The organism is Marinomonas foliarum (genome assembly GCF_003337275.1).
Taxonomy (GTDB): domain Bacteria; phylum Pseudomonadota; class Gammaproteobacteria; order Pseudomonadales; family Marinomonadaceae; genus Marinomonas; species Marinomonas foliarum.
The window spans coordinates 53,810-73,580 of record NZ_QPJQ01000020.1 but is presented as its reverse complement, the minus strand read 5'-3'; the positions used below and the strand labels follow the sequence as shown (position 1 = coordinate 73,580).

Below are 19,771 nucleotides of genomic sequence, written 5' to 3'. Positions count from 1 at the left end.
AACAATCAGTCACAACAAAACCCCTAACCTATAAGGGCATTAAAACCAGATAAACACTAGATGTAGTGTCTGGTTGCTCTAAATGGATAGCCCTTATAAATGTACAGTATTATTTTCCCTTTTGTCTAGTTCTTTTATTTGTTGATATGAGCAATGGTTGTTAAAGTTACGCCCTTGCTAAAGGAAACACTTTTTATGTCGATCGATTTCTCTCAGTTAGACTTTTCTATTGTAATGGATCATGTTGAGATCGCTTTAACACTCGCTTGGGTTTTGTTGTCTTACATAGTGCGACGTTATACGAAGCGTGTCATCCGTCTGCACCAAAACATTGAGCACGATAAAAAACGTCAGAGAATCAACACTGTTGATAACATCTTTAACCTTTTTTTAGTGGTTGGCCTGGTGTTGATTTGGTCGTCTGAGCTACAAAACATAGCTATTTCAATCGCCGCATTTATGGTGGCTTTGGTTATTGCTACTAAGGAGTTTATTGCTTGTATTATTGGTGCATTTTACCGAGCGAGTACCCGCCCTTACCAGGTTGGTGATTGGATTCGAATCGCAAACTATGAGGGTGAGGTAACGGATAGTGACTGGCTATCAACTACTTTATTTGAAGTGGATCTGAAAGGCGGAACTTACTCTTACACTGGCCGAACTACAGTGGTGCCCAACAGTGTGCTGTTATTACAAACCGTTCAAAACTTAAACTATATGCGTCGTTATGTTACTCATACATTTTCTATTTCACGAGCCACTGACGATGTAAATTTATTTACCATAAAAGAGCAAATACTGGAAAAAATTCGTGGATACAGCGAGCATTTTCATGAAGTTGCTATTCGTTATAACAGCCTGATTGAAAAGCGTTTGGATATTAAAATTTCCGGTCCTGAGCCGCGAGTGCGTATTACGACCACGGTAGAAGGCTTTAATATTTTTAGTATTTCACTTTTTTGTCCGACAGAAGAAGCTGTTGAAATTGAACAAAAAGTAACCGAAGACTTTATGGCATTTTGGTATGAAAGTCGTGATGCTAGATTAGATGCTGTGGGGAAAGAGCAATGATTCAAGCTCGTACACTAACGCTATGTTTTATACTTTGTGTCACCTTATTAACAACAGGATGTAATAGTTTTCGTGTCACTGAAAGTAAGGTTAACGAAGAAGTAGCAAAGGAACTTGCTAAACCACAACAGAACCAAATTGCGCTGACATTAGATGGCAATACTCTAAACTTAGATTTCCTGGTTAGCTCCGCAAAAATTGATTTTACTGAGCGTGATGGTGGTTTAGTGTTAGTTGATCTTGTTGGCAAAATGACAGGGACATTAACAGCATTCGGTCAGAACTTTTCGCTTACGACAAGAGTAAACCCTTCTTTTGAGTCTGGTGTTCGGATTGAAGAGGACCGACTGTATTTGGTGGCGCCAAAAATTACTAAGATTGAAGTCGAAGGTTCAAGCTTTAACGATAAAATGCTGCGCTCTACTTTAGGGTCACTGCACGATGATTTCGAAAAGGCACTGGTACAGTATTTTGACAAGCATCCAGTGTATGTCTTGAACCACTCGCCGTTTGAAAAAGCAGCTGCGGCTATGGTGAAAGACATTATTATCAAAGAAGACTCGTTAGAGTTGTCTATCTTTTAGATAAGACTTTGGTTAAGGGTCTAGGTAAGTTACTACATAGCCACTATAATGCCCGAATATTATATAACCAGATATTAAGGAAACATCATGTCGATTGCAGACAACCAAGTTGTTCAATTTCATTACACTTTGCGCCATGGCGAAGAACTTATTGAAACCTCTGCAGGTAAAGATCCTGCTGCGTATTTACATGGCCACGGTAATGTTATTCCAGGGCTTGAAAAAGCTATGGAAGGCAAAGAGGTTGGCGAAGAATTTGAAGTAACCGTTGCATGTGCTGATGCCTATGGTGAACGCCATGAAGACCGCCAGCAACAAGTGCCTGTAAAACATTTACAAGGTGCGAAACGCTGGAAAGCTGGCATGGTTGCTATGGTGCAAACTGATAAGGGTATGCGTCAGGTGACTGTGGTTAAAGTTGGCCTGAAGCATGCAACTGTTGATTTGAACCACCCACTGTCTGGTAAAGATCTGACTTTCAACATTCAGATCGTAGATTCTCGTGAAGCGACGAACGATGAGATTGCTCATGGTCATGCTCACGGCGTTGGCGGTCACCACCACTAAGAGTAAAGTGCTACAAATAAAGCAATTTTCTATAAAGCCCCTGTTGCGGATGACGCAGCGGGGGCTTTTGCATTTATAAGTTTGTGTTTTTTAGATGAGTAGAGAAAGACTGATTTTAATCAAGTGATTGCAGCAAATATTAAAATTTAATAAGAATCGTTATCAACTGCTTGACAGATCTCGTCGAGGTGCACATTATTGATAATAGTTATCATTTATATTTTGTGTGTTCTATATCTAGAGGACGAAGCGATGAGTCATTATTTAGTGCCATTTTCAGTGCTCGAGCAGACTATTCAGGGAGGGCTGTGTGCAGACTCCCCAGAAGTGCTCTATCATTATCTGAAACTAACGGAAGAGTATGCTGAACGCTTGAATATTACTGATGCGACGTTATTGCATCAAAGAGTGTTTAATGTGTTGCTGGATACAGTGTGCGACACCAATGTTGTGCCTCATTGGCGACAAACGTGTTTGGACAAGGTGTATTTGCCCTTGTCACATCTAAAGCATTTAATTGTGACCTATCAAGATGCTAAGAATTACTTCAAGATGGAGCACAGTTTACGAATTCTAAGCCATTACTTTATTTCTTCTTTCGAGCAATAAGGACATCATTTACCAATGAAAATGCGTATTGAAAAAGACAGTATGGGCGAATTAGAAGTCCCTGAAAACGCCCTTTATGGTGCTCAAACACAAAGAGCGATTAATAACTTTCCAATTAGCGATGAGCCATTACCAGAAGCCTTCATTCGTTCACTTATCTTGATCAAAGCCGCAGCAGCACGCGCCAATGAATCTCTTGAATGTCTAACGTCAGAAATGTCGACAGCGATTCAAAGCGCCTGTGACGAGCTGTTAGACAGCGATAATCTTATGCAGCACTTTCCTGTGGATGTTTTTCAAACAGGCTCAGGTACTAGCTCGAACATGAACGCCAATGAAGTAATTGCTTCATTAGCGAGTGCACATCTCGGTTCAGCAGTGAATCCCAATGACCATGTGAATTATGGTCAGAGCAGTAATGATGTCATTCCTAGTGCGATTCATGTGAGCGCAACCTTAGAATTAACAGGTCACCTGTTACCCGTCTTGACTCATTTGAAAGAAACGATTCTTGAGAAAGGTACTGCGCTGGCTGAGTACACTAAAACAGGCCGTACGCATTTGATGGACGCTATGCCTGTGCGATTGGACCAGACCTTTCATGCGTGGGCCTCACAGCTACAAGACAATATTGATAATTTAACCTATCTTGAAGCTAAGACAACCAAACTTGCCCAAGGCGGAACGGCTGTAGGGACGGGGATTAATGCTCATCCAGAATTTGCAGAACTGTTTGCTAAAGAGTTGTCTTATTTAACAAATGTGACTTTTAGTAAAGGCGATAACTTTTTTGCTTTGATTGGCTCACAAGATACAGCAGTTGCCTTATCGGGTCAGTTAAAGGCGGTGGCTGTGACTTACATGAAAATTGCTAATGACCTGCGCTGGATGAATTCTGGCCCATTAGCAGGGTTAGGTGAAATTTCCCTACAAGCCTTGCAACCAGGTTCGTCTATTATGCCAGGTAAAGTGAATCCAGTGATTCCAGAAGCAACGGCGATGGTGGCGGCACAAGTTATTGGTAATGACGCTGCGATTACCATTGGTGGTCAGTCGGGTAATTTTGAATTGAACGTTATGTTGCCAATGATTGCTAAGAACTTGCTAAACAGCATTAAGTTATTGGCGAACAGTGGACAGCTTTTGGCAGACAATGCCATTGCAACGCTAACGGTCAACGAAGATAAATTGAATGAAGCATTGCATCGTAATCCTATTTTGGTGACGGCGCTAAACCCAATTATAGGTTATGGTAAAGCTGCAGAAATCGCGAAGAAAGCCTATAAAGGGGGGCGGCCAGTGGTGGATGTTGCAGAAGAAGAAACAGAGTTAAACCGAGACGAATTGCTCTCCTTACTCGACCCTGCTAAGTTAACTCATGGTGGGTTATAGTTTCTTTATTTGGTTGTTCCCTTTCCAAATATAGAAAACCCGAGCCAGCGTTCGCGCTGGCTTTTTTTATGCTTAATTATTCATGCTAATGCCTTCTCCACAGTGGCTTTAGCATGAATATATGTGGTGTCAAACAAAGGCACGGCGACGTGTTCTTGCTTTAGTAATAAGGTGATTTCCGTGCACCCTTCGATGACGGCTTCTGCCCCGCTGGCTTGGAGTCGATTGACTATATCTATATAAATTTCCCTAGATTCTGGACGAATGTTTCCAAGACATAATTCATCGTAAATAATTCTATGTATCTCGTCCCTGTCTTGCTTCGATGGTGTAATAACCTCTAAGCCATATTGATCCTCTAGACGCTTAATATAGAAGTCTTCTTCCATCGAATAGCGTGTACCAATAAAGCCTACTTTTTGATGCTTCTGCTTCAAAAGCTCCTTGGCTGTGGCATCGGCAATATGTAACAACGGAATGTGCATCGCACTTTGAACAACGTCCGCTACCTTGTGCATGGTGTTGGTTGCGATAAGGATAAAATCAGCTTTAGCTTGTTCTAAACGTTTGGCTTCTGCAGCGAGGATTTCCCCTAATTGAGTCCAATCGCCTTGATGTTGCAACCGCTCAATTTCCGCAAAATCGACACTGGATAAAATAATCTTGGCGGAATGCAATCCGCCAAGGCGCTGTTTGGTTAACTCGTTGATGGTTTTGTAATATAAGGCGGAAGATTCCCAACTCATGCCACCAATAATGCCGATCGTTTTCATGCTTGCGTCCTTTGGAATTTATAACAAGTCTATGAAGTCTAACGCGCCAATGAATAAGCAGTAATGCACAGTTTGAAAAAATAAATGGCGGAACTGTGATGGCTTATTGGTTTAAATCTTTCTAGTCATAAATACGCTGTGAGGATCTAGTTTGTAATCAGAAAAAGGTCCACATTCAATAAATCCATGCTTCGCGTAGAGTTTTCTAGCTGGCTTGAAAAAGTCTTGTGATCCAGTTTCTAGGCTGATTATATTTAGGCCTTTTTGTTTGGCTGTATCGAGAATATGGTGAAGTAGGGTAGAGGCAACACCCTTGTTGCGAGCAGCAAGGGTGGTGCGCATAGATTTAATTTCACCATGGGTATCGTCATGAGATTTAAGTGCCCCACAGCCGAGTAATTGGCTATCTTCCCACACTGTCCAGAAGGTAATGTTTGGTTTTTTTAAGCCATCTAAATCTAATGCAAAAACACATTCTGGTGGTGAGGTTGCAAACATGTCCTCGAGGTGTTCAGTGAGTATTTGTTTGACTTCTGGGCCAGATAAATCGTCGATTCTGATGTCCATTTAGTGTTCTTTCCTTACTGAAAATGATGGGCTATTTAATACGCCAAAGTAAGCAATTTTTGTACCTTAATTTAGTATCTTTTAGTCGTTAAACAAAAGTGTATACTGTTTTTCAAAGCAGGTTTTAGATTAGGGAAAGGCATAAGGTGCGATATGACAGATCGAGTGAGTTTACGACCTGCCGAAATGAAAGACGCAGAAACACTTTTTATCTGGCGTAATGATCCAGCCACTCGCGAAGCCTCTCATAATCAAGATGTTATTGGTTTAGATGCCCATATCAAATGGTTGAGCAGCTCGCTGAATAAGCCAGACCTGCGCTTGTTGTGGATTGCTGAAATGGATGGCGTGGCGGTCGGAACCTGTCGTGCTGACAGATTAGAGAATGCGTGGGAATTATCTTGGACGGTTGCACCAGAAGCACGCGGAAAAGGCTTTGCTCATCAAATGCTGTCCAAACTGGTGCGTGGCTTTGATGAACCATTAGTGGCGCAGGTTAAAGCAGGCAATATTGCATCAATGAAACTAGCAGAACGCGCAGGTTTCGCTTTAGATAAACAAGAACATGGTGTGTTGTTCTATGTTTATCCCAATACTTTTTCTATGGCAGACTAATCATCAAAGCGAATACGAACTTTCGGTTCGTCTGGCTTTTTCTCGGTCGGTTTACGCAATGGATCGACCAGTTTTTCCAAGCCATTAATTTTAATTTCCAGCGCCAATTGTAACCATTGTCCCAGATTGCCATTCGGCCAGCCTTCGTGTGCAAACCATAATAAATAGGCTTCTGGCAGGTCGATCAACACACGGCCTTGGTATTTTCCAAATGGCATGGTTTGACGGGCAACTTGAACGAGATCTTCTTGTGAAAACATGGGCTTCGCTTAATGATGCTTAAGAGTGTGTATGTGGAGCGTATTTAACCATACGTGAGTTATTTGGCAAATGGCGGATCTTGTTTAAAATGTTGAATCAGGTAATCACAAATACTTTGTAGTTTTGGTGATGGCTGACGTACCTTGGGATAAACCAACCAAACACCGCTGTACGGATACTGATATTGCGTTAACAAGGGAATGAGCTTGCCGCTAGTGAGATCATCGGCGACGTAATAGTCTGGCAGTTGAGCAACCCCCAAACCTTTACGTACTGCATCGAGCAAAGCGGGGCCAGAATTACTGCGCCAGTTGCTGCTTACTTTCACTTCTTTGCGTTGCCCATCTTGCTGAAATAACCAGTGGTTTTTTGAGCCGATTAGGCAGCTATGCTTGCTTAATTCAGCCAGAGTGTGCGGCATGCCGTGTTGATCTATGTATTCTCTTGATGCGCAAAGGTATTCTTCGCGGTCGCATAAACGGCGTGACAAATGACTCGAATCCTTCATAGCGCCCATGCGAATGGCAAGGTCGTAACCTTCCTCTATTAAGTCTACTGAGCGGTTGGTGAGATGGAAATCCAGTTCTATCTTTGGATGATTCAGTAGGAAGTCATTCATCAAGGGCGCAATGTAACGTTCGCCAAAGGTCGTGGCGCAGGTCATTTTAAATGAGCCTATTGGCGCTTGGTTGAGGGTGGAAATGACTTCTTCGGCGCTACTTAATGCTTCTGGTAGACCCCGACAATGTTGGTAATACAGCTCACCCGCGTCGCTTAAACGAATGCGCCTTGTAGTTCGAAATAGTAGGGTGGTTTCAAGCTCCGCCTCTAGTTGGGTGATCAATCGACTAATGTGCGAAGCGGATACGCTAAGTTTGACAGCGGCGGCTGAAAAGCTGCCTTGTCTGACAACTTCGACAAACGCTTCCATGGCTTCCCAGTTTTTCATAGTCTTTAGTACCAATAGATTGAAGATTTAGCTTGCTGCTTGAGTTGCTACATTATAACTAAATTTGATATTTTTAAAATGATTGTTGCTGTATGGCAATAATCATTTTCCAAATTGGGCATTATCCTTGTAATCATTTGCGTCTACACTGATTGCATCGAAAATGAATCAAAACACACTTTGGAGTACGCAATGAAATGTAAAGCAGCTGTTGCTTGGGGCCCAGGTCAACCTCTTAAAATTGAAGAAGTTGACGTTCAAGATCCACAAAAAGGTGAAGTGCTAGTTCGCATGGTTGCAACGGGCGTTTGTCACACAGATGCGTTCACTTTGTCTGGTGAAGATCCAGAAGGTATTTTCCCTGCTATCCTAGGTCATGAAGGCGCGGGTGTTGTTGAAGCCGTAGGTGAAGGCGTTACGACTCTAAAAGTGGGCGATCACGTTATCCCACTTTACACAGCAGAATGTGGCGAGTGTAAATTTTGTAAGTCTGGCAAAACTAACCTTTGCCAAGCGGTTCGCGAAACACAAGGTAAAGGCCTTATGCCAGATGGCACTAGCCGTTTCAGCATCAATGGCGAGCCTATTTTCCATTACATGGGAACGTCTACTTTTTCTGAGTACAGTGTTGTTCCAGAAATTTCTTTGGCAAAAATCCACGTTGATGCGCCACTAGAAAAAGTCTGCTTGTTAGGTTGTGGTATCACAACAGGTATCGGTGCGGTACTAAACACAGCGAAAGTTGAAAAAGGCGATACCGTTGCTATCTTCGGTCTTGGCGGTATTGGTCTGTCTTGTATCCAAGGTGCTCGCATGGCGGGTGCTTCTCGCATTATCGCGATCGACATTAACGAATCTAAATTTGAAATGGCGAAGCAATTCGGTGCAACAGATTGCGTTAACCCGAAAAACTTTGACGCGCCAATTCAGCAAGTGATTGTTGATATGACAGACGGCGGTGTAGATTACTCTTTCGAGTGTATCGGTAACGTACAAGTGATGCGTTCTGCTCTTGAGTGCTGCCATAAAGGTTGGGGTGAATCCATTATCATTGGTGTTGCTGGCGCAGGCCAAGAAATCTCCACTCGTCCGTTCCAATTGGTAACTGGTCGAGTCTGGAAGGGTTCTGCTTTTGGTGGCGTAAAAGGTCGCAGCCAATTGCCAGGTTATGTAGAAGACTACATGAATGGCAAGATCGAAATCGATCCATTCGTCACTCACACTATGCCACTTGAGCAAATCAACGACGCGTTTGATTTGATGCACAAAGGCGAGAGTATTCGTACTGTTATCCTTTTTGACCAAAAGTAATCGCTAAGATCAGTCCAACTAAATCCATTAGCCATTTTGCTGTGTTGCTCGAAAATGGCTAATGTCTAGGAGAAGAATATGGAACTTTTATCTAGCACCAAAAGCTTCGGCGGTTGGTTGAAGCGTTATAAGCATGAAAGCTTGTCAGTGAAAAGCGAAATGACCTTTGCTATTTACCTACCGCCACAAGCGGAAACGCAAAAAGTCCCTGTTTTGTATTGGTTGTCAGGTCTGACCTGTAACGATGAGAACTTCACGCAAAAAGCGGGCGCATTTCGTAAAGCGGCCGAGTTAGGTTTAGCCATTGTTTGTCCAGATACCAGCCCACGCGGCACAGATTATCCAAACGAGCATGAAAGCTACGACTTCGGTTCCGCTGCGGGTTTCTATGTGAATGCAGCGGTTGAACCTTATTCGAACACTTACCACATGTACGATTACGTGGTGCAAGAGTTGCCGCATTTGGTCGAAGCGAACTTCCCTGTGACCGACAAGCGTTCTATCTCTGGTCACTCAATGGGTGGTCACGGCGCCTTGATTTGCGCGCTGAGGAAACCAGGCATGTATCAATCTGTCTCGGCTTTTGCGCCAATTGCGAATCCAACCAACTGTCCTTGGGGCGAAAAAGCATTCACCGGATACTTGGGTGAAGACAAAGCCACTTGGAACGAATGGGATGCGACTTTGCTGATAGAGAAAGCAAGTGAACGCTTACCTTTGTTTATCGATCAAGGCGAAGCCGACAACTTCTTGGTAGAACAACTAAAACCAGAAGTCCTAGAAGCTGCCTGTGAAAAAGCCGGACATCCGATCACGCTACGCCGTCAACCGGGCTACGACCACAGCTACTTCTTCATCGCCAGCTTCATCGACGATCATTTAGAGCATCATTCCAGAGCCTTGGGTTAGCACTTAGTTTTCTCTTCTTTGGAATCGAAAAAGCGAGCTGCGGCTCGCTTTTTTATTGCCTGAAAACTTTTTAAAACAACGCTTGGTTTAATCTTGTCCTATATCTATGTGTGAGGGAATATTTTTACCAGAACTATTCTGTATGATAGAAATATAGCGCAAATATTGTTTGGAGCTTTTGAGTTAGCTAGCAGTTAACAAGGAAATTATTCTATGAATCTCACTATCCGAGCAGCAAAAATAGAAGAGCTAGAGTCGATTGAAGCATTAATCAATCGCTCCACGCGTGAGCTTCAGCGTGGGGTTTATGAGGAATCAGAGATTGAAGCGGCGTTGGAGTTGATTAGTGGTTTAGATACTCTCATCCACTCTGGACAGTATTTTGTTGCCGAAATAGATAGGCGAATTGCTGGCTGTGGCGGTGTGTCTTTGTCATTGGATGAAGAAACGAGTGCCGAGATTCGAGGCTTCTTTGTTGCACCTGAATATGCCAGAAAAGGTGTCGCTTCAAGCGTGTTTGATTATTGTGAAAAGTATTGCTCTGAAAGAGGTGTTAAGTCGTTGTTTTTAGCTTCCACTTTGTCGGGTGAGTCTTTTTACCGAAAACGAGGTTTTACCGAGATTGGGCGTGTTCAAGAGCCGCTTTCTAATGGCCAATTTTTTCAGTTGGTAAATATGAAAAAGCAGCTTTAATTTTTAATGACTAAAATACGTTTGTCCTATGCTTTCTCTTTGATGTCTACAATTCCCTTATAAGTTTGACAATCTTGATATGTGTGATGACTGGAATGAAGGCAACAAAAGTCACTCGTAATATCTTAATTAACAGGCCCAACTATGCAATCTTTTGATGAGTTAATCGCGTTACGTAAAACCCTTCATCAGAACCCTGAGTTGTCTAATCAAGAGCAAGCGACGACGGCTCGAATTCTCGAAGAGTTTCAGGCTTTCTCTGCGGATGAAGTTATCACCGATCTTGGCGGAACGGGTCTGGCGTTTGTATTCAATGGCGCTGAAAGTGGGCCAACGACTTTGATTCGTAGTGAGTTGGACGCCTTACCGATTGAAGAAACCAATAGCTTTGCACATCGCTCACAGGTGAAAGGCGTTTCTCATAAATGCGGTCACGATGGTCACATGAGTATAGTGACTGCATTGGGTGCAGAATTGGCGAAACATCGCCCGCAAAAAGGCCGTGTTGTGCTGTGTTTTCAACCAGCAGAAGAAACTGGTATGGGAGCGATTCAAGTCGTAAACGATGCGCGTTTTGCGGCTCTCCTTCCTGATTATGCTTTTGCGTTGCACAATTATCCTGGCTTAGAGTTAGGTAAGGTAGCTGTACGAGTGGGTACGTTTAATTGTGCGTCTCGGGGCATGATTATCTATTTAAAAGGCAAAACCTCCCACGCGGCGCATCCTGAAAATGGCGTAAGTCCTGCCAATGCCATGTGCCAAATTATCCAAGAGCTAAACTCACTGCCAGCAAAGATTCCGCAACAAGAGACCACAGGGCGAAATTGGGTAACGGTTATTCACGCCAAGCTAGGTGAAATTGCCTTTGGTACAGCGCCGGGCGATGCGGTGGTTATGGTGACGTTGCGCAGTGAAAGTAATGAAGGTATGCAAACCTTGGTAGAGGAAGCTGAACGTTTTTCTCAAGCTGTGGCAAAGAGTGAAAACCTAAGTATTTCGTTTGAATACGATGATGTGTTTCAAGCTAGCGTGAACTCTCAACAAGGCTGTGATTTGGTCGTCTGTGCTTGTGATAACACTCAAACGCCTTTTGTATTATTAGATGAACCAATGCGTTGGTCGGAGGACTTTGGACAGTTTACCGCGACAGCCAAGGAAGGTGCTATGTTCGCCTTGGGCGCAGGGCAAGCTAGCCCGCAATTACACAACCCTGATTACGACTTTCCCGATGGGTTACTTCCCGTCGGTCGTGATTTGTTTCTGGATATCATTCGTCAGTTAAATGGTCTGGATGGTGGCCGCTAGTAAAAAATGCCAGCAGACAGAAACGACTATTTGCTGGCATTTATTGAGATACGTTTGTTAACGACTACTTTGAAGAGCGATTTAAGCGAATACGAAGTATTTACGAACGGTTTCTACTACTTCCCAAGTGCCTTTCATACCTGGTTCAATAACGAATACATCACCTGCTTTTAGGTGTTTTGGTTCTTCGCCTTCAGGGGTGATAATGCAGTAGCCTTCTAGGAAGTGACAGAATTCCCATTTATCGTAGTTCACTTCAAACTTGCCTGGAGTGCAAATCCAAGTACCCATGATTTTGCTGCCGTCTTCTGAAAGGTAAGCGTTTAGGTTTACTGTATGCGGATCGCCACCAATACGAGTCCATTTTGTTGCGTTTACCACAGGAGTAGGGCAGGTTTCACGCATGACGGTGATAAAGTCAGACATAGTAGCTCCAGATTATAGATTGAGTTAAAGGAGAACTATTGTAGGGTTGTGATGAGTTAGAGATTTGTCTGTTTACGTCATAAATGCCCCTAAACAGTAGTGGATAGCAGCCATGGCTCTTCGTACTGTTTAACGCTAAAATTAAACCGTTTTTAAAATATGATTTTAAATATCATTTAATGCATTTTGAAGGATTCACAATGAAAGGAACGTTTTTTAAATCGGCAGCTGTTGTGGCTTGTCTGTCTTCCGCTGCGGCATTTGGCTTTAACTTGGATGTGTTGGGCTGGTTCCAAAAAGACAATTCGATCGACAGTATGATTGAATATGTCCCTGCTGACACGGCGCTTTTCTTAGGCGGTGTCTCGAATGAAGAACTTGTCACTAGTTCTGATGAGATGATGGCGCAGTTGAAAGGCAACGGCGATGCCGAAGTTGTAATGGAGTTGCTCGAATCTTTGCCTCCCAGTAAGGGCTTGGATTTTGTTAATTGGCTGGTGAAAGACTACTACGACGTAGCGCATAATGGCGGTTTAGAAACATTCCAACATTATGGTCTTGATATTGAAGGCGCGAGTGTTATTTATCTGGATGGGGTTTTTCCTGTTGCGCGCATAGCGTTAGAAAATGAGGACACGTTTTTAACGCTGATAAAACAAGCAGCGCAAGAAACGGATGTCACTCTTGGTTCGGAGACGATTGGTGGTCAGACGTTAACGACGGTTGAGTTAGTAAATAAAGATGACGTCGTGTTGAAACTTGGTTTTATGATCAAGGATCAAGTGCTTACTACAGCGGTTATATCGCAAAAAGAAGATAAAGTAGCGCAAGAGCAGCGCTTTGCCTTAGCGAAACCTGCGCAGCCTATGCCTGCTGATAGTTGGAAGAACGATGGTGAGGCTTATAACTTCTTAGCTGCTTCCCATGGTTATATGAATTTGCAGAACATCGCAAATGCGATCTTAGATAAAGATTCTCGCACTCATAAACAAGTAAGAGCATTGATTGGTGATGACTTACCAGAGTTAAGTGCTGCACAAATGCAATGTAAAGCCGACATCGTCAATATTGTGTCTGGGGCGCCTCGTATTGTCTTTGGTGTTAATCACTATGACGTTCAGGGTGATGACATGGCGTTGGACTTTTCTTATGCATTAGAAATTAAAAATGCCAATATTCTTGGTGAGTTGAATAAATTACGTGGTTTTATCCCAAGCTATTTGAATGGCAGTAGCGACTTGGCTCTTGGGTTAGGTGTGGGTGTGTCATCTGATATGGTTTCGCCTGTGCTAACGAGCTTGTGGCGCCAATTCACAACAGCTGACTTTAGCTGTGAACCATTACTTACGGCGCAAGCAAAGTTGCGTGAACAGAACCCTGCCGCACTTTCTGTATTTACTAGCATGGCGCAGAACTTATCTGGTGTGAGTTTCGGTATTTTTGATGTAGAAAAGAATGAAAGTAGCCAAATTGGTGCCAATTACGATGCCATTGCAACTATTACCAGTGAGAAGCCAGACGTATTGGCAGCACTTGCTGCTCAGTATATTCCTATACTTCGTGGTATTCAGATTCCAACTGACGGAAGCGCGGTGAATTTAGCTGACAGCGGCTTACCGATGGATACATTTGTGGCGATTAAAGGGAAACATTTAGTCGCTTATACTGGAGAGAAAAGTAAGCAAGTAGCTGAGCAGTTAACTACGGAGGAGGTGACCAAGAGAGGAATGGTTGCCATTGCCATGGACAGTACCAAGTTAGGTGATTTGACCATGAACCTAGGGCAACTAGGTGCCAATATGGGTCAAGACTGTACCGATCTATATACTGTTTCAGCTGCGCTTACTAGTGTGCCCTTTAATTTAAATATTCGTGAAGGATTTAATGACAAAGGTTACGAAAGTTCTTGGTCTATGTATTTTAAAGACTTGGCAAAATTCAAAAATATTAGTCGTAAAGATCTGCTCAGTAGCTTCAATATTGAGTATCTAAATGAGCAGTGTAAGTGGGTTGCGGCAGGTGTTGAAACATTCAATGAAGATGGTGCCGGTACATTTATTGATACAGATGAAGCGAACAGCTGTAATGTTTACGAAAGTCGTTTCGAATGGCAGTATGCTTTCGGTATGATCGAAGAAACAGGTAGCGAGAGCCAGTACCGTAGTAGCTGCGATAGTGAGTGGGAACAACAGGAAGATGTCGACTTTACTTGTCAGATTCTGGGTGCGAAAGAGGATAGCTTTTATTGCCTACAAGATGATGAGTATAAGACGCTGTATCGCTACACTCGAAAATAATCTCTAGAAAACACTAATGATCGTAGGTGGCACTGAGTGAGTTACCTACGATTTAGTGCGCTTATGGAGTTACTTATTCGGTTTTATTTGAACGCATTCAGTGGGATTTTTAGATAAGACAACCCATTGTTTTCTGGCTTCGGCAAATGTCCTGCTCGCATATTGATTTGCAGCGCAGGTAAGATTAGGCGAGGCATAGCCAATGTTTTATCGCGCGTCTCACGTAATTCAACAAAGGCTTTTTTGCTGATACTTTCTTTGACGTGGATATTTAACTCGCGCTGCTCTTTTACTGTTGTTTGGTATTTCAACTCACGACCATTCGGGCAGTAGTCATGGCACATAAAGATTCTGTGTTCTTCAGGTAAGGCTAGTATCTTTTGTACGGAATCATACAGCACGCCAGCATCGCCTCCAGGGAAGTCAGCACGTGCAGTACCAGCATCTGGCATGAATAAGGTATCGCCTACAAAGACAGCATCTCCTATAACATGAGTAAAGCACGCGGGCGTATGGCCAGGTGTGTGAATAGCAGTGCATTGCATTTCACCAATGTAGAAAGTTTCCCCATCTTGAAACAAGTAATCAAACTGAGAACCATCGTGTAAAAAGTCTGCGCCTTCATTAAATACTTGGGAGAAGGTTTTTTGTACCTTGGTGATCTGGGCGCCAATGCCTATTTTTCCACCTAACTTTTTCTGGATATAAGGTGCAGCAGATAAGTGGTCTGCATGGACATGAGTTTCGATTAGCCATTCCACTTTTAGTTTGTGCGTGGTGACGTACGCAATAATTTCGTCAGCGCCTTTGTGGGATGTACCGCCAGAGGCGTAGTCAAAATCCAATACACTGTCGACAATGGCGCAGCTAGAAGACGCAGGATCATTCACAACATAAGAAAAGGTATTGGAGTCTTTATCGAAAAATGCTTTTACCTTGGTCTTGTCAGGAAGATTCGTTGTCATTATTCACCTCAGTATTCGTTATTTATTCATTGCTTGTAATAAGTATATTATATTTATCTAATATAACGTATGTTGCCTATATATGCGTGATTTTTTTGTAAAAACATTATCTCATTATGCGATAAGTATGAATTGAAATAATCCAGTGCCGATTGGAATCAAGATGAAAGCTCTTTGCAGGGCATTTTGGTACCATCGAAAGCACAACGATTATTCTTCTAAGGAATCGCAATGCAATATTCTATTCTTATCACAGGTTGTTCCACAGGGATTGGCCTAGAAGCCGCCAGAATGCTTCAAGAGCGTGATTTTATTGTGGTAGCAAGTTGTCGTAAACAAGACGATGTGTATGCATTACAAGCTCAAGGCATCAAACACGTCGTTCAGTTGGATTTAGCCGATTCGGCTTCAATAGAAAAGGGCTTGCAAGAAACACTGGCGATTACTAATGGTCAGCTGTTTGCCTTATTTAATAATGGTGCTTACGGACAACCTGGCGCAGTGGAAGATTTGCCAGTGAAAGCCTTGCGAGCACAGTTTGAGTGTAATTTCTTTGGTACTCATGAACTCACAACCAAAGTGCTGAAAATCATGTTAGCCCAAGGCTACGGTCGTATTGTCAATAATAGCTCTGTACTCGGCTTGGTTGCGGCGCCGTTCCGTGGTGCTTATAACGCCAGTAAGTTTGCTTTAGAGGGCTTGACCGATACCTTGCGTTTGGAGTTGTCGGATACGCCGATAAAAGTGAGTTTGATTGAGCCTGGCCCCATTGAAAGTCGATTTCGTGCCAATGCTTTGCTTGCTCTGCAAGACAATATTGATATGGAGAACAGCCGTCACCAAAAAGGTTATGCGGAAGCGATTGCGCGTTTGAGCAAAGAGGGCGTGACCTCATCGCAAACCTTGCCAGCCAGTGCGGTGGTTGAAAAATTGATTCATGCCTTGGAATCGACTCGCCCCAAAGCGCGTTATTACGTAACTTTACCAACGTATGGAGCTGTTATTATGAGGCGTTTGCTGCCAACCTGTTTATTAGACTGGGTGATGCGACGTCAAGGTGCTTAGCCTTCTAGGTGTTATCTTGTGCTTCTAACCAGCTTGTTATTGCTGATAAATAGGCAGCTCGGGCTGGTGGATGAGACAAATAAAGGTCGTGAAAGCCTTTCGGTATGATGGCTGTCGATAGGTTGTCGAAGGCTTTGTTTGCGGCAGCTTGCATGCTGTCAATGTCTAACACAGCATCACCTTGCTGAGTTTCTTCAATCGTCTTTTTGCCAATGGTACTGTTATCTGAACGACATAGTAAGGTTGGAATCGTTATGCGCTGATTTGCTAAATTACGCTGCGCAATAATAATCTCCCTAAGCCAATGGAAGGATAAATCAAAACCTTGTGCAGGCTTCCAATCTAATCGGTAATCCCATTCACCACCGAATGTACTGTGTATTGTTTTGGCATACAGCGTAAATTTCTTGGCGCGCAAATAAGAAAAGGGCAGCAGTGATACTAAGATTCGAATGGGCCAGCTAATGCGCTTAAGAACGGCTGGTGGGAATGGTAACGCCAAAAATGGACTGTTTAAAATCAAGCCGCTGATAGTGGGAAAGGCTATTTGATAGTAGCTTTCTCGTTCTGGTAAAGCATAGGGCTGGGATAAGTAAGTTGATACGACAAGGCCACCAGTTGAGTGTCCTAGAATGACAATATCATCAACGCCATCTGCTTTCATCGTAGCCAAGGCAATGTCTAAATCTTGACCGTATTGTTCAAGGGACTCGCACCAATTCGGCGGTGTCGAAGGGCGAATGGAGCGTCCATAGCCTTGGAGGTCAATTGCGTAGAAACGGTAGCCAAGCTGAATAAAATGTTCGGCCAATCCTGTTTGAAAGAAATAATCCGTGTAGCCATGTACGTATAATATGGCTTTGGTTGCCGATGGGTTACCAAGGTGATTAATTAGAGTTGTGTGTACTTGTGTTTTTGGCCCAGCAAAGGCAAAGGTGCGTGCTCTAAAGTCGGCACCTAATAGGTCTTCACAGTCATTAACCTGTTTCCAGTGTTGTCCTATAGGTGCACTCATAATCGCCTTATTTATCAACTATTTAAAAATACTATCGCCAAGTTGATCAATCGTAAGCTTGGCTTTGCGTAATGTGATTTCGATACATTCGTCACGGCTTGGCATTAAATCCGAGCGAATGAAGTTATGTATTTTTTGCTCTTCGCCTTCACCTTTGGTAATGGTTGCAGCTACTCTGTATTGGCCACCATCTTTCATCGGTGCTGGTACAATTGAAAAGCCTTTGTGTTCTACGACGTCTTCTGTTTTTTCTGGTGCGCTTTCGCCGCCAGCAAATAGCCCTTTAAGGCTAGATAAGATACCCATTAATACATTCTCCTATACTTTTCTCTATTTTTCGGGGATTTATTGTAATAGTCAAATAACATTGCTTGTTTGTCTGTTGATTTAATCTTTAAAGAGGCTTTATCAACGGATTATTCTGCTTTTACTGTATACTTGCGGATATTGGTAATAGTTAAATAGGATAAAGTCAAATGAGTGGTACACAAGCTAATAACCCTTTGCATGGCGTTAAACTAGAGAAGGTTGTCACGGATCTGGTGGAGCATTACGGTTGGGAAGAGTTGGCTATTCGCATCAATATTAATTGTTTTAAAAGCGATCCATCGGTTAAGTCTAGTCTTAAGTTTTTGCGCAAAACGCCTTGGGCGAGAGACAAGGTTGAAGCGCTTTTTTTGGAAACCTTCAGTGAATAATACCCTGACTCAATGGAGAAGGCGGAGTTGCGATTAATGCTAAAGTTGCTCTGCTATTGTGAGCATCTCATGATGGACCAAGTTGCGGCCTTTGTTCTTCGCTGAATATAAATTTTTATCTGCAACTTTAAAAAACTCTTTGAAGGTTTGGCCTTTTTTCAGTTGGGCAATGCCAATACTTACGGTGATTTTGATATCTTGTTCGTGGTATAGGAAAACAGAATTCTCAATGTTTCTACGAATTCTCTCTGCAAAGCTGAACGCTTCCGAAGAAGAGTAATCTTGCAACACGATCAAAAACTCTTCGCCACCAATCCGATAAACCTGCTGCTTGTCCGCGTAGTAATGTAATAGTTCAGTAATTTCTACTAAGACTGAATCCCCCACATCATGACCAAACTCGTCATTAACGCTTTTGAAGAAGTCTATATCAATAATCAGTAAATGTGGCTCTTGCGCTTTTTCTTTGAATGGGTCTATTGCTTGCTTGTTGAAGTATTCAAAAAAAAGCTCTAGTGCATGGCGGTTTTTTGCACCAGTTAATGGGTCTTGAAAGGCCATTTTTTGTAAAGCTTTGTCTCTTGTTGTGTATTGGTTTTCGTAGAAATAACAAACCATGTATGCCAGAAAATACGCTAGGACAAAGTTAAGCACGGATCGGTAAGGAATAAATTCTTGCGTGTCTGATTTGATGAATAACATCCAAATAGCAGGAAAAGATAAGAGAATTGTACAGAATAGCCCTCGTTTGGCTCCGAGTAGTAGACAAAACAAAGGTGGCAAAACCAAAAGCCAGTATACTGCCCCAGCCCTTATATCTGCAAAGTAGAAGGCATACAAAACAGCCGAAGCAAGAGAAAGGATTAGCATATTATTGTGCCAACGCTTCATTCTTCCTTGGTTGGCCTTATAAAAAAAGTACAAATTTAGTACGCCAAATACGCCATCCACTAAGGCAATAGCATTTTGATACAGCAATACAAAATTGAGGAAGCAGAAAAATAAGAGAACAATCCCCGTGCTAAGGCTTAGCCACTTATGAAGCGTGACTCTTGTTTCGATTAGGTGTGGATTTTTGGTGTTCGTCATTTGGGTTTCGTGTGTCTATAATGTAAGCATGCAAAATTTTGAGTTCAACATTCTCCCTTATAAATATAGCTATGTTGTATTTATTTTAGTAACAATTTGTTATCGATAGGGGAGAAGCTATCTGCAGCATTAATGAGCGACTGTGCTGTTAAGGATTCAACGCCATAAACTTCCACTCTGGTTTGGTATTTTTCTCTGAGCGTTTTAGCCAGAATATCGAAGTCTCCATCGCCAGAAAGCAGCACCAGCACATCGCTGTCTTTACCATGTTCTATGCCATCGATAGCAATGCCCACATCCCAATCACCTTTGGCGGAACCATCCGAGCGTTGAATAAAAGGCTTTAATTTCACCTCAAAGCCAATCGCACGTAAAATGTTTTGAAATTGACGCTGTTTCTCATCGCCTCGGTCTATAGCGTAAGCGATAGCCTTTACTACATTGCGACCTTCTGTGGCCTGTTGCCAAAAAGTGTTGTAGTCGAAAGAACGCCCAAATGCTTGTCTCGAGGTGTAATAGACATTTTGAACATCGACTAAAATCGTCACGTTTGTCATGGTATTCCTTGGCAGTATGGGTGAAAACAGAACGGAAAAAGACCACGTTACAA

The 19,771-nt window shown here is 42.8% G+C and carries 23 protein-coding genes; 13 read left to right on the top strand and 10 right to left on the bottom strand.

The annotated features are described in order from the left end of the window. Positions 1-195: 195 nt before the first annotated feature. The 5 genes from DFP77_RS11535 (at position 196) to DFP77_RS11515 (ending at position 4,223) form a co-directional block, all read left to right on the top strand. The gene (locus DFP77_RS11535) at positions 196-1,071 is read left to right on the top strand and encodes a mechanosensitive ion channel family protein (protein WP_114412437.1); all 876 of its coding nucleotides are present in this window, start codon (positions 196-198) and stop codon (positions 1,069-1,071) included. Continuing rightward, on the top strand, positions 1,068-1,655 hold the full coding sequence (locus tag DFP77_RS11530) for a DUF1439 domain-containing protein (RefSeq protein ID WP_114412436.1): 588 nt from the start codon (positions 1,068-1,070) through the stop codon (positions 1,653-1,655). The genes DFP77_RS11535 and DFP77_RS11530 overlap by 4 nt, the downstream gene beginning before the upstream one ends. An 87-nt stretch (positions 1,656-1,742) precedes the next feature. Further along, positions 1,743-2,222, top strand: coding sequence for an FKBP-type peptidyl-prolyl cis-trans isomerase (locus tag DFP77_RS11525; RefSeq protein WP_114412435.1), 480 nt, complete (start codon positions 1,743-1,745; stop codon positions 2,220-2,222). A gap of 252 nt (positions 2,223-2,474) precedes the next feature. Next, positions 2,475-2,831, top strand: a complete 357-nt coding sequence (locus DFP77_RS11520) for a hypothetical protein (RefSeq protein ID WP_114412434.1) — start codon at positions 2,475-2,477, stop codon at positions 2,829-2,831. Positions 2,832-2,846: 15 nt separating this feature from the next. After that, a complete protein-coding gene (locus DFP77_RS11515) occupies positions 2,847-4,223 on the top strand; it encodes a class II fumarate hydratase (RefSeq protein WP_114412433.1) in 1,377 nt (458 codons plus the stop codon). A gap of 80 nt (positions 4,224-4,303) precedes the next feature. Here DFP77_RS11515 and DFP77_RS11510 read toward each other — a convergent pair whose 3' ends face one another. Together DFP77_RS11510 and DFP77_RS11505 are read right to left on the bottom strand one after the other, a co-directional pair. Continuing rightward, positions 4,304-4,996, bottom strand: coding sequence for an aspartate/glutamate racemase family protein (locus DFP77_RS11510; protein ID WP_114412432.1), 693 nt, complete (start codon positions 4,994-4,996; stop codon positions 4,304-4,306). Between the two features lie 111 nt (positions 4,997-5,107). Continuing rightward, positions 5,108-5,563, bottom strand: a complete 456-nt coding sequence (locus DFP77_RS11505; RefSeq protein WP_114412431.1) for a GNAT family N-acetyltransferase — start codon at positions 5,561-5,563, stop codon at positions 5,108-5,110. Positions 5,564-5,716: 153 nt separating this feature from the next. On the opposite strand from DFP77_RS11505, the gene DFP77_RS11500 reads away from it, so the two are divergent. Beyond that, positions 5,717-6,178 (top strand): GNAT family N-acetyltransferase, encoded by a 462-nt coding sequence (locus tag DFP77_RS11500; RefSeq protein WP_114412430.1) that lies wholly within the window; start codon positions 5,717-5,719, stop codon positions 6,176-6,178. Here the strand turns inward: DFP77_RS11500 and DFP77_RS11495 are convergent. Both DFP77_RS11495 and DFP77_RS11490 read right to left on the bottom strand, forming a co-directional pair. Continuing rightward, entirely contained in the window at positions 6,175-6,438 is a 264-nt protein-coding gene (locus tag DFP77_RS11495; protein ID WP_100188303.1) for a DUF3820 family protein, read from the bottom strand. The two genes, DFP77_RS11500 and DFP77_RS11495, sit on opposite strands and share 4 nt — an antisense overlap. Positions 6,439-6,497: 59 nt before the next feature. Further along, positions 6,498-7,388 (bottom strand): LysR family transcriptional regulator, encoded by an 891-nt coding sequence (locus tag DFP77_RS11490; protein WP_114412429.1) that lies wholly within the window; start codon positions 7,386-7,388, stop codon positions 6,498-6,500. A gap of 192 nt (positions 7,389-7,580) precedes the next feature. On the opposite strand from DFP77_RS11490, the gene DFP77_RS11485 reads away from it, so the two are divergent. From DFP77_RS11485 to DFP77_RS11470, 4 genes are all read left to right on the top strand, one after another. Further along, on the top strand, positions 7,581-8,699 hold the full coding sequence (locus DFP77_RS11485) for an S-(hydroxymethyl)glutathione dehydrogenase/class III alcohol dehydrogenase (protein WP_114412428.1): 1,119 nt from the start codon (positions 7,581-7,583) through the stop codon (positions 8,697-8,699). A 78-nt stretch (positions 8,700-8,777) separates the two neighbouring features. After that, positions 8,778-9,608, top strand: a complete 831-nt coding sequence (gene fghA, locus DFP77_RS11480; protein WP_114412427.1) for an S-formylglutathione hydrolase — start codon at positions 8,778-8,780, stop codon at positions 9,606-9,608. Between the two features lie 213 nt (positions 9,609-9,821). Next, the gene (locus DFP77_RS11475) at positions 9,822-10,301 is read left to right on the top strand and encodes a GNAT family N-acetyltransferase (RefSeq protein ID WP_114412426.1); all 480 of its coding nucleotides are present in this window, start codon (positions 9,822-9,824) and stop codon (positions 10,299-10,301) included. A gap of 144 nt (positions 10,302-10,445) precedes the next feature. After that, complete coding sequence (locus tag DFP77_RS11470; protein WP_114412425.1) at positions 10,446-11,606, top strand: amidohydrolase; 1,161 nt, start codon at positions 10,446-10,448, stop codon at positions 11,604-11,606. 81 nt (positions 11,607-11,687) lie between these two features. Here the strand turns inward: DFP77_RS11470 and DFP77_RS11465 are convergent, their stop codons facing one another. Then, positions 11,688-12,032: a cupin domain-containing protein gene (locus DFP77_RS11465; protein WP_114412424.1), complete on the bottom strand. Its 345-nt coding sequence runs from the start codon at positions 12,030-12,032 to the stop codon at positions 11,688-11,690. A gap of 200 nt (positions 12,033-12,232) precedes the next feature. Between DFP77_RS11465 and DFP77_RS11460 the strand changes: the two genes are divergently transcribed. Continuing rightward, positions 12,233-14,329, top strand: coding sequence for a hypothetical protein (locus DFP77_RS11460; protein ID WP_114412423.1), 2,097 nt, complete (start codon positions 12,233-12,235; stop codon positions 14,327-14,329). A gap of 83 nt (positions 14,330-14,412) precedes the next feature. On the opposite strand, the gene DFP77_RS11455 is transcribed toward DFP77_RS11460, so the two are convergent. After that, entirely contained in the window at positions 14,413-15,294 is an 882-nt protein-coding gene (locus DFP77_RS11455) for an MBL fold metallo-hydrolase (protein ID WP_114412422.1), read from the bottom strand. A 231-nt stretch (positions 15,295-15,525) separates the two neighbouring features. Between DFP77_RS11455 and DFP77_RS11450 the strand changes: the two genes are divergently transcribed. Next, positions 15,526-16,359, top strand: a complete 834-nt coding sequence (locus DFP77_RS11450; RefSeq protein ID WP_114412421.1) for an SDR family NAD(P)-dependent oxidoreductase — start codon at positions 15,526-15,528, stop codon at positions 16,357-16,359. A gap of 4 nt (positions 16,360-16,363) precedes the next feature. Here the strand turns inward: DFP77_RS11450 and DFP77_RS11445 are convergent, their stop codons facing one another. Together DFP77_RS11445 and DFP77_RS11440 are read right to left on the bottom strand one after the other, a co-directional pair. Then, the gene (locus DFP77_RS11445; protein WP_114412420.1) at positions 16,364-17,374 is read right to left on the bottom strand and encodes an alpha/beta hydrolase; all 1,011 of its coding nucleotides are present in this window, start codon (positions 17,372-17,374) and stop codon (positions 16,364-16,366) included. Between the two features lie 18 nt (positions 17,375-17,392). Beyond that, a complete protein-coding gene (locus DFP77_RS11440) occupies positions 17,393-17,680 on the bottom strand; it encodes an HlyU family transcriptional regulator (protein WP_114412419.1) in 288 nt (95 codons plus the stop codon). Between the two features lie 170 nt (positions 17,681-17,850). On the opposite strand from DFP77_RS11440, the gene DFP77_RS11435 reads away from it, so the two are divergent. Continuing rightward, positions 17,851-18,072 (top strand): VF530 family protein, encoded by a 222-nt coding sequence (locus tag DFP77_RS11435; protein ID WP_114412418.1) that lies wholly within the window; start codon positions 17,851-17,853, stop codon positions 18,070-18,072. Between the two features lie 39 nt (positions 18,073-18,111). Here the strand turns inward: DFP77_RS11435 and DFP77_RS11430 are convergent, their stop codons facing one another. Further along, positions 18,112-19,161 carry a GGDEF domain-containing protein gene (locus DFP77_RS11430; RefSeq protein WP_114412417.1) on the bottom strand — a complete coding sequence of 350 codons (1,050 nt, stop codon included), beginning with the start codon at positions 19,159-19,161 and terminating at the stop codon, positions 18,112-18,114. 80 nt (positions 19,162-19,241) lie between these two features. Further along, positions 19,242-19,718, bottom strand: coding sequence for a LabA-like NYN domain-containing protein (locus DFP77_RS11425; protein ID WP_114412416.1), 477 nt, complete (start codon positions 19,716-19,718; stop codon positions 19,242-19,244). Positions 19,719-19,771 lie beyond the last annotated feature (53 nt).

Coding starts and splice junctions, on each gene's coding strand:
- DFP77_RS11530 (WP_114412436.1), top strand. CDS start 1,068: ATGATTCAAGCTCGTACACTAACGCTATGTTTTATACTTTGTGTCACC.
- DFP77_RS11440 (WP_114412419.1), bottom strand. CDS start 17,680: ATGGGTATCTTATCTAGCCTTAAAGGGCTATTTGCTGGCGGCGAAAGC.
- DFP77_RS11455 (WP_114412422.1), bottom strand. CDS start 15,294: ATGACAACGAATCTTCCTGACAAGACCAAGGTAAAAGCATTTTTCGAT.
- DFP77_RS11485 (WP_114412428.1), top strand. CDS start 7,581: ATGAAATGTAAAGCAGCTGTTGCTTGGGGCCCAGGTCAACCTCTTAAA.
- DFP77_RS11515 (WP_114412433.1), top strand. CDS start 2,847: ATGAAAATGCGTATTGAAAAAGACAGTATGGGCGAATTAGAAGTCCCT.
- DFP77_RS11465 (WP_114412424.1), bottom strand. CDS start 12,032: ATGTCTGACTTTATCACCGTCATGCGTGAAACCTGCCCTACTCCTGTG.
- DFP77_RS11435 (WP_114412418.1), top strand. CDS start 17,851: ATGAGTGGTACACAAGCTAATAACCCTTTGCATGGCGTTAAACTAGAG.
- DFP77_RS11430 (WP_114412417.1), bottom strand. CDS start 19,161: ATGACGAACACCAAAAATCCACACCTAATCGAAACAAGAGTCACGCTT.
- fghA (WP_114412427.1), top strand. CDS start 8,778: ATGGAACTTTTATCTAGCACCAAAAGCTTCGGCGGTTGGTTGAAGCGT.
- DFP77_RS11425 (WP_114412416.1), bottom strand. CDS start 19,718: ATGACAAACGTGACGATTTTAGTCGATGTTCAAAATGTCTATTACACC.
- DFP77_RS11505 (WP_114412431.1), bottom strand. CDS start 5,563: ATGGACATCAGAATCGACGATTTATCTGGCCCAGAAGTCAAACAAATA.
- DFP77_RS11490 (WP_114412429.1), bottom strand. CDS start 7,388: ATGAAAAACTGGGAAGCCATGGAAGCGTTTGTCGAAGTTGTCAGACAA.
- DFP77_RS11535 (WP_114412437.1), top strand. CDS start 196: ATGTCGATCGATTTCTCTCAGTTAGACTTTTCTATTGTAATGGATCAT.
- DFP77_RS11510 (WP_114412432.1), bottom strand. CDS start 4,996: ATGAAAACGATCGGCATTATTGGTGGCATGAGTTGGGAATCTTCCGCC.
- DFP77_RS11495 (WP_100188303.1), bottom strand. CDS start 6,438: ATGTTTTCACAAGAAGATCTCGTTCAAGTTGCCCGTCAAACCATGCCA.
- DFP77_RS11525 (WP_114412435.1), top strand. CDS start 1,743: ATGTCGATTGCAGACAACCAAGTTGTTCAATTTCATTACACTTTGCGC.
- DFP77_RS11520 (WP_114412434.1), top strand. CDS start 2,475: ATGAGTCATTATTTAGTGCCATTTTCAGTGCTCGAGCAGACTATTCAG.
- DFP77_RS11445 (WP_114412420.1), bottom strand. CDS start 17,374: ATGAGTGCACCTATAGGACAACACTGGAAACAGGTTAATGACTGTGAA.
- DFP77_RS11500 (WP_114412430.1), top strand. CDS start 5,717: ATGACAGATCGAGTGAGTTTACGACCTGCCGAAATGAAAGACGCAGAA.
- DFP77_RS11460 (WP_114412423.1), top strand. CDS start 12,233: ATGAAAGGAACGTTTTTTAAATCGGCAGCTGTTGTGGCTTGTCTGTCT.
- DFP77_RS11450 (WP_114412421.1), top strand. CDS start 15,526: ATGCAATATTCTATTCTTATCACAGGTTGTTCCACAGGGATTGGCCTA.
- DFP77_RS11475 (WP_114412426.1), top strand. CDS start 9,822: ATGAATCTCACTATCCGAGCAGCAAAAATAGAAGAGCTAGAGTCGATT.
- DFP77_RS11470 (WP_114412425.1), top strand. CDS start 10,446: ATGCAATCTTTTGATGAGTTAATCGCGTTACGTAAAACCCTTCATCAG.